Raw genomic sequence first — 12331 nt, 5'->3', positions numbered from 1 at the left:
CCGCTTTAGAAAAAGGTGGCTACGAGTTATGATTTTAGTAAGGATAGTGAAGAAAAGTGAGAGCGCGGTTTTGTCAGCTCTATTTTAATTCCTTTTAGTCTTAAACGTTCTACAAACTGTTTGCGTTTTTTTCGCTTTTCATGCGGGGATTGATTCATATTCGCCTCATCCTCCATATTTAGTCAAGTAGCTAACATATCATTATCATAATCAAAAGATGACGGTTACACAATAAACATTCTCAAATATTCACAAAGATTTAAAATTTGTTACATTGATAGTGTACATGTACCCCATTCTCTTTTTTTATAACATCTCAATGTGCTGTTTTTAAATTGAAGTTTTATGAATTCCGTCGCAGAATAAAAAAACATGATCAAAATGAGCACGCAGACTTTTATATTTTGATTCATGGTGCTTAAAAGCTATACTAGTAGTGCGTATAGAAAAGACGAAAACGAGATTGGATATCTCATCTATTCGTATACAAAAAAGAAAGAGGGATCTTGATGAAAACAGAACAGCAGTATTTTGAAGAAGGAAAATCAATTCAAACATATATGAACGATATGAGTACATTAAAAGAGGAAAGTTTAGCTGTTTATGAACAATTTCAGCTTCCTAAAGATGGACTGGCTGACAAATTAAAAGCTCACAAGCTTCACTTCTTAGCGATTACGGAAGATTGGTGCGGAGATGCGATGATGATTAACCCAATCATTCGTAAAGTAGCTGAAGCTGCCGGTATCGATGTGCGTGTTGCACTGCGCGATGCGGACACCGAATTAATTGATCGTCACTTAACAAACGGCGGCCGTGCTATTCCGATTATTTTAATTTTTAATAATGAAGGAAATTTACTAGGTAAATGGGGTCCTCGTGCTCCTGAAGTTCAGCAAATCGTGGATGAGCTTCGCGCCGAACTTCCTTCAAAGGAAGATCCTTCGTTTGAAGAAAAGCAAAAAGAAGTCTTTTCTGCGTTACGAACAAGATATAAAGAAGAACCGGCTCTTTGGTCGTATGTTTATAATAGCTTCAAAGAAACAGTGTTAGCTGTTGTAAAATAATTTAAAAAAGCAGGGTAAAATGAACGCTTCATTTTACCCTGCTTTTTTTCTGGTTATTGCAGCAAAATCGTTTGTATATCACTTTAATGAAAAGGCTGCTTTTATAAATGTTAGTGTTCGAAACGCGCACTTTTAATTGGTGAAACGCACAAAATTCTAAAAATAAAAATATTTTTTATTCAAAACGCGTACTTTTTTAACTTGATGATGATATAATAGCAAATAATAAATGAAGAAGGGGGACGGGTGAATGAATGTAAAAGCTTTTGGTTAGTACTTTTAAGCAGCATTTTTAGAGATCAAAATGAATTTTATTTTTTAAATTTAATGAAAGCGCTTAATAGCTCACTTCTCAGAATATATAGAAGAAAGGTGTTAGATACATGAATAACTTACATAGAAAAATGGGAACGTTTTCTCTCATGATGGTCGGCCTTGGATCTATTATTGGATCAGGATGGCTGTTTGGGGCATGGAGAGCTGCTCAAATTGCAGGCCCTGCAGCAATTGCTTCTTGGATTATTGGAATGGTTGTTATTTTATTTATAGCTCTTTCTTACAGTGAACTAGGATCGATGTTTCCAGAAGCAGGAGGTATGGTTAAGTATACGCAGTACTCACACGGCTCATTTCTTGGCTTTATTGCGGCTTGGGCAAACTGGATTGCCATTGTATCCGTTATTCCTGTTGAAGCGGTTGCCTCTGTTCAGTACATGAGTTCATGGCCGTGGGAGTGGGCGAAATGGACAGGGAGTTTAGTAGAAAACGGGATTCTTACTGGAAAAGGCTTGGCTATTGCTACAGGGCTATTAATCATTTATTTTCTTTTAAATTATTGGACGGTAGGCTTATTTTCGAAAGCTAACTCACTTATTACCGTTTTTAAAATTGTGATTCCAGGGCTTACAATTGGTGCTCTTTTATTTGCAGGATTTCACGGCGGAAACTTTTCCTCTGCAGGAGGCGTTGCTCCAAATGGATGGGCAAGCGTGTTGACAGCTGTTGCTACGTCTGGGATTGTGTTTGCTTTTAACGGTTTTCAAAGCCCTATTAACATGGCGGGAGAAGCGAAAAATCCGGGACGCTCTATTCCAATTGCCGTGGTAGGATCCATTTTGATTGCAACCGTGATCTATGTATTGCTTCAAATTGCGTTTATTGGAGCGGTAAATCCTTCAGAAATCGTAAAAGGATGGAGTCATCTGAACTTTAATTCGCCGTTTGCCGATTTAGCGATTGCACTAAATATTAACTGGCTTGTTATTGTTTTATATGCCGATGCGTTTGTATCGCCATCTGGAACAGGTATTACGTATACAGCTACCACGTCACGCATGATTTATGGTATGGAAAAAAATAAATACTTGCCGAATATACTAGGACGAGTTCATCCGCTTTACGGCGTTCCTCGTCAAGCCATGTTTTTTAATCTATTTGTCTCATTCATCTTTTTATTTTTATTTAGAGGCTGGGGAATTTTAGCCGAAATTATTTCTGTAGCTACGTTAATTTCATATCTTACTGGTCCTATCACAGCTATGACGTTAAGAAAAACGGGGACCGATCTTTATAGACCTTTACGTATAAAAGGGTTAAATGTAATAGCGCCTCTTGGCTTTATTTTTGCTTCACTTACTCTTTACTGGGCGAGATGGCCGTTAACTGGACAGGTATTATTTATTATTTTAATTGGTTTGCCAATTTATTTTTATTACCAAGCGAAATCAAAATGGAAAGGCTTTGGTCAAAACTTCCGAGCTGGCGTTTGGATGATTGTCTACTTATTATGTATGATGACAATCTCCTGGATAGGAAGTGAAAAATTCGGGGGACTCAATATTATTAAATACGGCTGGGATATGGGTCTTATTGCAATTGTTGCACTTTTCTTTTATGCTTGGGCACTTAAAAGCGGGTACAAAACAGAGTATTTAAAAGAAGCAATTCATGTTAATAATGAAATGAAAGAAGCGGAAGCACAGACTGCCTCGGCTAAAGAGCAAGTTATAGAAAAACAAATTAAATAAGTAGTAAAAATGAGGCTGGGACAAAAGTATTTCAGTTAAAGTCAAATGCGAACTATTAATTATTTTTTAATTGGTAGTTCGTGTTTTTTGTTGTTATGTTGAAGATAGATTTCATGTTTTCAATTGCTTCTAGCAGTTGATTGGAGGACAAGGCGAAGACTCCTGCGGGAAAAGCGGAACAGATGAGACCCGCAGGAGCGTAAGCGACGAGGAGGCTCAGCGTCCGCCCGCGGAAAGCGAAGCCTTGCACGGAAATCAACAGCGGTGTAACAAGCAGCTCAGCTCATGTATACAATTTATTCGTCTTTAGATTAGATTGATTTAGTTATGTCCCAGCCTTTTTTTATGGATAAATTTTCTTTTTTTGAATACTAGATAGTAAAAAATGCTATAATGGTGGGCAAAATCATGCAGGGGGAGAACGGCTTATGGATATCGTATCAATCACTTCTTTTTTAGGTGTAGCCGCTTTGCTTACGGTTATGCCTGGTCCTGATAACTTATTTGTTTTAGCACAAAGCATATCAAACGGTAAATATGCAGGGATTTCGACTTCATTAGGTCTTTGCACGGGCTTGCTTGGTCATATAGCAGCGGCAACGTTGGGCCTGTCGGCTATTATTTATCAATCAGCTTTAGCATTTGCTATTGTCAAATACGCTGGGGCAGCTTATTTATTATATCTGGCTTATAAGACGTTTACAGCCAAAGATTCCGCTCTCGCTGTTGAAAATAAAGAAGCCGTTGAGTACAAGATGCTATATAAAAAAGGAGTGATTATGAACCTGCTAAATCCAAAAGTTTCGCTTTTTTTTCTTGCTCTTTTACCTCAGTTTGTTAATCATTCAACCGGACACGCCACGCAGCAAATGCTTGTTTATGGAGCTGTGTTTTTAGTTCAAGCGCTGATTATCTTTACGTTAATTAGTCTATTTGCAGGGAAAGTAGGGGAGTTTTTGCGAAAATCTCCGGCGCTGTCTAAGCGGCTTAATCTCGTGCAAGGCTCTATCTTTACGCTTATTGGCTTAAAAATTGCTTTTAGTGAGAAATAGCAGAAGATAAGATGGCGAACCTGCTTTTTATCTCTATTAAGAGGCGTGGACATAGGTTAGTTAAAGGGAGATCCGAACGATAAATCCAATTCGTTCGGATTTTTTATGTTTATGGTAAAATCCAGTTTTTTAAGTTATTGTTCTCTAACCTTTAAGAGGACGAACCCTTCTTGTCCACTTACATATATATATAGAATGAGAGATAAAACATCGGACAAAGCCGGTGTTAACCCCAAGTTCTTTCATATTATGGCTGAAAGGAAAGGTTCACATGAAAAAAGTATGGCTAGATGCAGGGCACGGCGGTACAGATTCAGGCGCTTTAGGAAATAATTTGCGTGAAAAAGATATTACGCTGCAGCTTGTATTACACGCGCGGGCGTATTTAGAGCATAACTATTTAGTAGATGTTCAAGTAACTCGTTCAACCGATGTGTTCGTTTCATTATCAGATCGAGCGAACCGAGCTAATGCATGGGGAGCAGATATATTTGTTTCGATGCACATTAATGCCGGCGGAGGTACTGGATTTGAAACGTATCGCTATCCATCACAAGAGGGAAGTCAATCTTCTCTTTTACAAAAAGAGCTTCATGCAGAGATTTTACCAACCATGCGCAAATTTGGAACGATTGCAGATCGCGGTTTAAAAACAGCTAATTATGCTGTACTGCGTGAAACAAATATGCCTGCTGTTTTAACTGAAAACTTGTTTATCGATACAACAGCCGACGCTGAAAAATTAAAAAACGCGACGTTTCTTCGTGAAGTGGGAGAAGCACACGCGCGTGGAATTGCTGCGTATTTAAACTTACCTTCTACTAGCGTTACATTCTATACCATTCAATCTGGAGATACGTTTTATAGCATTGCAAAGAAGTATAATATCACCGTTCAGCAGCTGCAGGATGCAAATCCCGGCGTAGATCCTACCAAACTGCAAATTGGGCAGCAGATTGTTCTTCCTGTCACTACGTATACTGTACAAGCAGGAGATACGTTCTATAGCATTGCAAAGAAGTATAATATGACTGTTCAGCAGCTGCAGGATGCAAATCCCAGCGTAGATCCTACCAAACTGCAAATTGGGCAGCAAATTATCATTCCCGCTGTTTAATATCTGTAAATAAAAAAGATGACACGGCAGCGTGTCATCTTTTTTATTATTGAACTAATCTTACAAGCATATGGGCAAGGTGATGCTGCTGTTCTTTGTCTCCAACTTTCCACAGTTCGTGAAGCAGGTTTTCCTCTCGATTGCGAGGCTCTTCATGCTTAGCGAGATAATCAGCTACTTTCTGAGCTGTTTTAGCCAGCTGTTCCTCATTCATCCCTAACTTTTCACCTTTTGAGACCTTGTCCCCTAGATAACTTTTAAATCCTTCGAAGCTAGAGAGAATATCCTCTTTTTTCTCCTCGCTCATAGAATTAATTGCTCCTTCAACTTTTGCTGAATGATTTGTTTCTACAGAATTACTCATAGATTTTTTCTCCTCTCATGGTTATATTTGGGTGTTAGAAAGCATATTCCCTGAGGGTTCAGTAAATAAACGTCCAAATGTGTTATTTTTACATGATGGCGTTTTACAAGGACTTAAAAAGGTGAGGTCAAACGAGATTTTATCAACCAATAATAAAATGACAAAAAAAGACTTTGAATAAAGAAATAAAAGTCTTTTCATGATTTTTATACTGAAGCATCATACTTCCGGCGTAGGAGTAGGCGTGGCATAGCCTTCCTTATATTTATGATCAATTTCTTGACGAATGTCTTCGATGCTTTTGCCTTTGCTGTAGTCTACTACAGCTTGAGCCGCTATTTCTAAGCAGACACCGCATTTTGTTCCGTGATCATCCCACGTTACTGCGCCGTTTTCTTTGTTTTCAAAGATAAAACAGTCATAGTTGTTTTGATGATTAGCTTCTTCTCCACATCCGCAGTAGCAAGGAATGTTTTCTAGTAAGGTTTGATGCTTAGCAGCGGCTGCATAAATAAGTTGCATATCTTCGGGCTTGTCACTCAGAAAGGAAGGGAGAGTTTCACTATTTTTTGTTTCTTCTCGTTTATCCCCTAATGTGTGCGGCTGATGTTCTTCATGTTGTGTTGTTTCTGTATGTTTGTTAGCTGAACTTTCTTTACTTTCGTTTCCACAGCCGGACACCATGCCTGCTGCAAGGACAACTGGTATGACCTTTGATTTCATCATCAAAATGTTCATCCTTTCTTCAATTAAAGATAGAAAATAATATGTACATCCATCACGTTAAAAAGACATCATTCGTCTTTGAAGTCATTCATCAACTTTCTGCAAAATAATTTTCCGATACATACCTTTCAACATGACGCTTGAATTTTCCTTCAAGATAAGCTGATCCCGGCTTGCTTCAAGCATATGTTCAAAAGAGAGGCCAATATCTGTTCCTAGTAATTTTACGAAGAGGCGGAATATTTTTTTAGGAAAAGCCGCGGATTTCTTTTTGGTTTCAAATTTATCAAAAATCAGGATTGTTCCCTTGGGCTTTACTACTCTTGTCATTTCTTTTAAAGCTTGCTTTGCATCAGGTACTACGCTAAGAATCAAGCTTGCTACAACAACATCAAACGAAAAAGAGTCGAATGTTAGCTGCTGAGCGTCCATTTGGTGGAAAGTTATAGACGGGTTTTTGTATTTATCTTTTGCTTTTTGAAGCATTTCACTGGAATAGTCGATGGCTGTTACATTTACTTGATGAGGAATAAAAGCTAAATCGGCACCCGTTCCAACACCTACAAATAAAATGCGCTGCTCAGACGAAAAGGGGACATCTTGAAAGACTTTTTTTCTGGCTCGATAAAACATCCCGTTATTAAAAAAGACATCATAAAAAGGGGCCCAGCACTTATAAATAAATTGGTTCCAGCGGTTATTCACGTAAACCCTCCTAAAAATAAGCTTTCCAACGCATGCTGGAAAGCTTATAGATTCCATTTATTTTTTCATTTTGAGTAAGCGAAGGCTGTTTAAAATAACAAGTAGCGCTGCTCCTGTATCGCTTAAGACGGCAATCCACAGAGTAAGCCACCCTGGGAAGATAAAGGCTAAGGCAATGACTTTAACAATAATAGAAAACCAAATGTTTTGTTTGATAACAGCTAACGCTTTGCGACTTAGCTTCATTGTATGAGGAAGCTTTTCTAAATTGTCTGCCATCAGGACAATATCAGCTGTTTCCATGGCTGTATCAGTACCAGCACCGCCCATTGCAATGCCAAGATCAGCAGTAGCAAGGGCAGGGGCATCGTTAATTCCATCTCCAACCATAGCCGTTTGATACCCTTCATGTTGAAGCTGCTGTATGGCCTTTACTTTGTCTTCAGGCAGCAAATCAGCGAAATAGCGGTCTACCCGAGACTGAGAAGCAATCATTTTAGCTGTTCCTTCGTTATCACCGGTTAACATCACAATTTGCTGCATTCCGTTTTGCTTAAGGCTTTCTAAAGCAGATATGGTTGTATGTCTGATGGTATCAGCTACGCTAATAATGCCTAGAGCACTTTTAGCTGTTCCGACAATAATAATCGTTTTACCTTCGTTTTGAAGCTTTTCAATCTGAGACCAGCAGTGTGTTAGAGGTGTTCCTAAATCTGAGAATAATTTTGCATTACCTGCGTAATAAACCGTGTCTTGAATTGTTGCTTGCACGCCTTTTCCCGTAAGGATTTTAAAATTTGATCCTTGTAAAGAAACGACTTTTTTCTCCGCAGTATAATCCACGATAGCGCGGGCAATAGGGTGATTCGAATAATCTTCAAGCGTTTTGGTTATCGCTAAAAGCTGATTTTCTTCAGCAGCAAGGGAAACAACTTCTGAAACGGCTGGTTTGCCTTCTGTTAGCGTTCCTGTTTTATCAAAAGCAATCGCATTGATTGCACCGGCTTTTTCTAAAAACGTCCCACCTTTAATGAGCACACCATTTTTCGCCGCGTTTCCAATCGCAGATACAATGGCGACGGGAGTCGAAATGACTAGCGCGCATGGACAAGCGACAACTAATAATTCAAGCCCTTTGTAAAACCACTCGCTCCATGCACCATCAAACAGGGGAGGGATGACCATAATGAATAAAGCTAAAATAAAGACAATAGGTGTGTAAATGGTTGCAAATTTATCAACAAATGCTTGAGTCGGCGCTTTTTTCTCCTGTGCTTCTTCCACTAAATGAATGATTTTAGCAATGGTCGTATCTTCGACTAGCTTTGTTACTTTAATTTCTAACGATCCGCTTTCGTTAATCGTGCCGGCATAGACAGCATCGCCCATTACTTTATCAACGGGAATAGATTCACCTGTAATAGGAGCTTGGTTGATACTGGATTCCCCGTTTATAATTTCACCATCGAGCGGAATTCGGTCTCCTGGCTTTACGACAATCGTGCTGCCAATTGAAATATCTTCCGCAGCTTTTTTAATCAGCTGCCCGTTTTCCTTTACCCATGCTTCAGAAGGAGCTAAATCCATCAAACCTCGTATCGAGTTTCTTGTTTGTTCAATTGATCTTGTTTGCAGAGCTACACCTAAAGCAAATAGCCAGACGACCGTAGCACCTTCAAGCCATTCACCAATAACAGCTGCTCCAAGTGCTGCAACGGTCATTAAAACATTCATGTCTAAAGAACGGCTTTTGATTCCGTAATAAGCACTTTTAGCCGGCTTATATCCGCTAACAATCATGGCAATAGCGTACAGTACAGTTGTCATATAAGAAGCAATTCCTGTATGAGAACCGATAAAACCTAGTGCGATAAGAATACCTGAAAAAATAATCGGACCATTTTTGCCTTTATGGTGCCGAGATTCAGCCGGCTGCCTGCTGCTGGTCACTAAAGTAGCGGTATACCCAGCTTTAGATACTTCTTTAATAATGTCATCAGCTTCATTATCATGTTCGATTTGTGCTTTTCCCGTTGAAAAGTTAACGCGTACGTCTTTGACAGCAGGAACTGTTTTTAAATGATTCACAATCGTGTTTGCACAAGCTGCACAGTCCATTCCTTCAATCAAATACGTTTTCATTTTCTTATTTGATTGAATAGGCTCAATACTAAAGCCCAGTCTTTCCACTGAGTTTGGAATGAGTGACAGAGCTGATTCACTTGCCGCCGCCACTTGAAGCTTTCCTGTATTGTAGTTGATTGCTACGTGTTGAATATCGTTTAACGTTTTTAAACTTTTTTCAATCGTAGCAGCACAAGAAGGACAATCCATTCCATACACGCGGTATTCAGCCGTTTCTTCTATGTCACTGCCTGTTGCTATATCGTGATCGCTGCAGCACGAATGCTGGCTTTTATCGGTCGTTAACGCACTTGTATCTGAACAGCAGCTGTGACTGTGTGCGTGACTCTTTGTACTACAGGAAGAAGGTTCTTCAGTAGGTGCGGCTTCTGAAGAAGAGGAGCAGCAGGGGCTGTTCTCAATTTCTGATGAAGAAGGGCCGCTGCAGCAGCTTCCGGTATGGTGATGATGTTTTTTATCTTCGTGTTTCATTGTGTCCCACTCCCTATACGGTAAGAAAAACTTAAATGGTTACATCTTCTTTTTTAGCAAACATAATATCAATTACTTGTTTAATATGTGCATCCCTTAAAGAATAAAAAGCTAACTTTCCTTCTTTGCGATAATTGGCAATTCCTATATTTCGCAGCAGTCTTAAGTGATGAGAAGCAGTAGCAACCGTAGAGCCTACAATGTTGGCTACGTCACATACACATAATTCCTCACCTTTATAAAGGGCTAATACGATTTTCAGCCGCGTTTCATCTCCCAACGCTTTGAACATCGTAGAAATATCCTGAACAGCTTCAACATCGATAGAAGGCTTAATACGATTCACCTTTTCTTCGTTAAAACAATAAATATCACAGCGATCTTTTGGCATAGTTTCCTCCTTCATTCAAACATTCAAATGATTGTTTGTTTATAATATATGCCAATTTTAAAAAATGTTCAAACATTTATTGATTATTCGGACTTTTTTTTTGAGCAAAACATAAATATAGAAAGAATAAATATGAAAAGTATGCCTATTAGTGTATGTACTCTGGACTAAATGGTGCGGACAAAAAGAGAATGACTTTACGTGTAGAACAAAACAAAAAGCCACCCCTATAGGTAGCCTTTCAATGACTTTTAAAAATGAGAGAAATAACCGAATACAGCGCAAATTATGTTCATTTGGTTATCGTTTTAATCGATTAAATAATAAATCTGCTGCATTATTTAACACCTTGTCCGATTCTTTTAATCGCTTGTCTGAGTTTTCTAAATAGGATTGAGCAGATAATACAACATCTAATGGATCCTTGACATTTTTCTTTTTGGTGCATACTAAATGACCAACATTATTTTTCCAATGAATCGTGCATTTAAAATTCACAAATGTATCATCGCTCGTTCTCAAACGCAAATGCCTGATGATGGGGTTAGATGAAGAGTGCTGTGACAGCATCCACATTGCTTGTTTCCGGTCGTCTTTATGAATAATGCTCCACAGACTGGAGACTGAAGAAAAATAAGAATGTGCTTGACTAGAAAAATGCAGGATTTCACCTTCTTGATTTAATTGAAAGTAAGGAACGGGGATCCATTTAAGTATGTTACTTTCCATCATGCACCTCTCCCAACTTAAGTAATCTCTTTTACCATATCACAATTACCTAATATTTGTATGATTTTTATCATTTTTCCCACTCTTTTCTCCATTTTAAGCTGTAAAAGCTACCGAATTATTCAGTTTACAACACTTGAAAAAGGAACGTGTGTTCGGTAAAATAAAAATTAAAGGAGCGAATTCTATGGAACGGCTACTTCAAGAAAGCTACTCTTCGAAACGACCTGTTGAAATTATTTATATGGATGATAAAGGATGTTTGACACAGCGATTTATCATTGTGTATAAAATTGATCCTCAGAGCGTAAAAGCTTGGTGCTTACTAAGGAACGAGAAACGAACGTTTAAAATAGAGAATATCCTTTCATGCGGATTCAGCAATAAAAGGAAAAGCAGTTTTAGGCAGAAAGCTCACTCAATTTAAGAGGGGCTTTTTCATATCATTTCCTCTTATGGCGTGTGAGTTATTTTCACACACTATATCCACCAGAAAGGGGAATGAACATGACATTAAACCAAGGAAAGAAAACTAAACATATTGCTAAAGGGAGCAAGGACAGAGAAAATATGACAATGCAGGGTGAGAAAAAACAGCATGAAGCACAAAGTACCTCTTTGTCTCATAATAATTGTCGTGCAAACCTTGACGGAGATTAATCTAGAAAAGGAAAGCTTTCGTCTCCGAAGCTTTCCTTTTTTTGTGTATATCGCATTTCTAAGTTAACTCGTATTTTCCTGAGCCAATCACAATATAGTCTTTCGCTTCACGTGTTCATACTATCCTATCTCGCATCCTTCGTTTTTAGAATCATTTTTCTACGTTCTTGCAACATTGGGTCTACTATATTACTCATAAGCGAACCTCAGCCTTAACGGGACAGAAAAGGGGAAATGAAGATAATAATTCTGCGTTTCTTCATTATAATAAGAAAAAACGATCTGTTTACTAGTATTTAAATCTTTCGAAAAATCAAAATAAATAATGATTGATTTCGTCACTTTATTGTGGTTTCATAATAAAGTGTAAAAAGACCATTTTTCTTACAGAGAGAAATGAGATAGAGTACTTCTGTGTTGATTCTTTCTTTTGAATATAGTATACATACAGGGGTATAGAAATTAGTTGGGAGGAAAACATGGCGATATTATATATGAGCATAGGTATTTTACTTTTATTAATTTGTTACAGTTTTTATAAACGCTATGTGCCGGTGCAAGGAATAAAGAAAGTGACGACCGTCGACTGTGCTTCTACAACGATTTCGTATGTAGATGTTCGTCATTTTCATGAAATGAAACAAAACCCCTGTCAAAAAGCAATCCATATTCCGCTTCCTTATTTAGAGAGACAGCATGAGGAAATTCCATATAAAGAAGTGGTCGTAATTGTTCCTGACAGCATTTCCCGAAATTTAAGCATTCGGCAGCTCAAAAAACATGGATATCAGGTCAAAGGATACATGTGTGCGGAAAGATGTGTATAATAAAAAAACGGCAAATAAGCCTTAAACGACTTTGATATAGAAGGATATAA

General features: G+C 38.2%; 14 protein-coding genes. 7 read left to right on the top strand and 7 right to left on the bottom strand.

From position 1 onward, the window contains the following. Positions 1-26 precede the first annotated feature (26 nt). Positions 27-158: a hypothetical protein gene (locus MKX72_RS16005; protein ID WP_013057845.1), complete on the bottom strand. Its 132-nt coding sequence runs from the start codon at positions 156-158 to the stop codon at positions 27-29. Positions 159-509: 351 nt separating this feature from the next. Here MKX72_RS16005 and MKX72_RS16000 point away from each other — a divergent pair, with 351 nt between their 5' ends. The 4 genes from MKX72_RS16000 (at position 510) to MKX72_RS15985 (ending at position 5263) form a co-directional block, all read left to right on the top strand. Next, a complete protein-coding gene (locus MKX72_RS16000; RefSeq protein ID WP_028414434.1) occupies positions 510-1067 on the top strand; it encodes a thioredoxin family protein in 558 nt (185 codons plus the stop codon). A 383-nt stretch (positions 1068-1450) separates the two neighbouring features. Next, complete coding sequence (locus MKX72_RS15995) at positions 1451-3094, top strand: APC family permease (RefSeq protein WP_047750503.1); 1644 nt, start codon at positions 1451-1453, stop codon at positions 3092-3094. Positions 3095-3522: 428 nt separating this feature from the next. After that, complete coding sequence (locus MKX72_RS15990; RefSeq protein WP_155007959.1) at positions 3523-4146, top strand: LysE family translocator; 624 nt, start codon at positions 3523-3525, stop codon at positions 4144-4146. Positions 4147-4417: 271 nt separating this feature from the next. After that, on the top strand, positions 4418-5263 hold the full coding sequence (locus MKX72_RS15985) for an N-acetylmuramoyl-L-alanine amidase (protein WP_033580557.1): 846 nt from the start codon (positions 4418-4420) through the stop codon (positions 5261-5263). Between the two features lie 46 nt (positions 5264-5309). On the opposite strand, the gene MKX72_RS15980 is transcribed toward MKX72_RS15985, so the two are convergent. The 6 genes from MKX72_RS15980 to MKX72_RS15955 all read right to left on the bottom strand — a co-directional run bounded on the left by MKX72_RS15980 (position 5310) and on the right by MKX72_RS15955 (position 10794). Next, on the bottom strand, positions 5310-5627 hold the full coding sequence (locus tag MKX72_RS15980; RefSeq protein ID WP_013083905.1) for a DUF3243 domain-containing protein: 318 nt from the start codon (positions 5625-5627) through the stop codon (positions 5310-5312). Positions 5628-5846: 219 nt separating this feature from the next. Beyond that, the gene (locus tag MKX72_RS15975; RefSeq protein ID WP_080974266.1) at positions 5847-6353 is read right to left on the bottom strand and encodes a PCYCGC motif-containing (lipo)protein; all 507 of its coding nucleotides are present in this window, start codon (positions 6351-6353) and stop codon (positions 5847-5849) included. An 84-nt stretch (positions 6354-6437) separates the two neighbouring features. Then, entirely contained in the window at positions 6438-7058 is a 621-nt protein-coding gene (locus tag MKX72_RS15970; protein WP_028414429.1) for a class I SAM-dependent methyltransferase, read from the bottom strand. Between the two features lie 57 nt (positions 7059-7115). After that, entirely contained in the window at positions 7116-9674 is a 2559-nt protein-coding gene (locus MKX72_RS15965) for a heavy metal translocating P-type ATPase (RefSeq protein WP_049165480.1), read from the bottom strand. Between the two features lie 31 nt (positions 9675-9705). Continuing rightward, entirely contained in the window at positions 9706-10065 is a 360-nt protein-coding gene (locus MKX72_RS15960; protein WP_028414427.1) for an ArsR/SmtB family transcription factor, read from the bottom strand. 300 nt (positions 10066-10365) lie between these two features. Then, a complete protein-coding gene (locus MKX72_RS15955; RefSeq protein WP_235918739.1) occupies positions 10366-10794 on the bottom strand; it encodes a PAS domain-containing protein in 429 nt (142 codons plus the stop codon). 187 nt (positions 10795-10981) lie between these two features. On the opposite strand from MKX72_RS15955, the gene MKX72_RS15950 reads away from it, so the two are divergent. From MKX72_RS15950 to MKX72_RS15940, 3 genes are all read left to right on the top strand, one after another. Next, entirely contained in the window at positions 10982-11221 is a 240-nt protein-coding gene (locus tag MKX72_RS15950; RefSeq protein ID WP_033580560.1) for a hypothetical protein, read from the top strand. 80 nt (positions 11222-11301) lie between these two features. Further along, positions 11302-11454, top strand: coding sequence for a hypothetical protein (locus tag MKX72_RS15945; protein WP_186808516.1), 153 nt, complete (start codon positions 11302-11304; stop codon positions 11452-11454). Between the two features lie 479 nt (positions 11455-11933). Beyond that, positions 11934-12281: a rhodanese sulfurtransferase gene (locus MKX72_RS15940; protein WP_033580561.1), complete on the top strand. Its 348-nt coding sequence runs from the start codon at positions 11934-11936 to the stop codon at positions 12279-12281. Positions 12282-12331 lie beyond the last annotated feature (50 nt).

The organism is Priestia sp. FSL R5-0597 (assembly GCF_038006305.1).
GTDB lineage: Bacteria > Bacillota > Bacilli > Bacillales > Bacillaceae_H > Priestia > Priestia zanthoxyli.
The sequence above is the reverse complement of the archived record's forward strand: the minus strand, read 5'-3'. Positions and strand labels throughout refer to the sequence as shown.

Bases quoted from the DNA above. Each gene is read 5' to 3' on its own strand.
- MKX72_RS15965 (WP_049165480.1), bottom strand. From the start codon at position 9,674: ATGAAACACGAAGATAAAAAACATCATCACCATACCGGAAGCTGCTGC.
- MKX72_RS15950 (WP_033580560.1), top strand. From the start codon at position 10,982: ATGGAACGGCTACTTCAAGAAAGCTACTCTTCGAAACGACCTGTTGAA.
- MKX72_RS15945 (WP_186808516.1), top strand. From the start codon at position 11,302: ATGACATTAAACCAAGGAAAGAAAACTAAACATATTGCTAAAGGGAGC.
- MKX72_RS15955 (WP_235918739.1), bottom strand. From the start codon at position 10,794: ATGGAAAGTAACATACTTAAATGGATCCCCGTTCCTTACTTTCAATTA.
- MKX72_RS15960 (WP_028414427.1), bottom strand. From the start codon at position 10,065: ATGCCAAAAGATCGCTGTGATATTTATTGTTTTAACGAAGAAAAGGTG.
- MKX72_RS15980 (WP_013083905.1), bottom strand. From the start codon at position 5,627: ATGAGTAATTCTGTAGAAACAAATCATTCAGCAAAAGTTGAAGGAGCA.
- MKX72_RS16000 (WP_028414434.1), top strand. From the start codon at position 510: ATGAAAACAGAACAGCAGTATTTTGAAGAAGGAAAATCAATTCAAACA.
- MKX72_RS15940 (WP_033580561.1), top strand. From the start codon at position 11,934: ATGGCGATATTATATATGAGCATAGGTATTTTACTTTTATTAATTTGT.
- MKX72_RS16005 (WP_013057845.1), bottom strand. From the start codon at position 158: ATGAATCAATCCCCGCATGAAAAGCGAAAAAAACGCAAACAGTTTGTA.
- MKX72_RS15975 (WP_080974266.1), bottom strand. From the start codon at position 6,353: ATGATGAAATCAAAGGTCATACCAGTTGTCCTTGCAGCAGGCATGGTG.
- MKX72_RS15990 (WP_155007959.1), top strand. From the start codon at position 3,523: ATGGATATCGTATCAATCACTTCTTTTTTAGGTGTAGCCGCTTTGCTT.
- MKX72_RS15995 (WP_047750503.1), top strand. From the start codon at position 1,451: ATGAATAACTTACATAGAAAAATGGGAACGTTTTCTCTCATGATGGTC.
- MKX72_RS15985 (WP_033580557.1), top strand. From the start codon at position 4,418: ATGAAAAAAGTATGGCTAGATGCAGGGCACGGCGGTACAGATTCAGGC.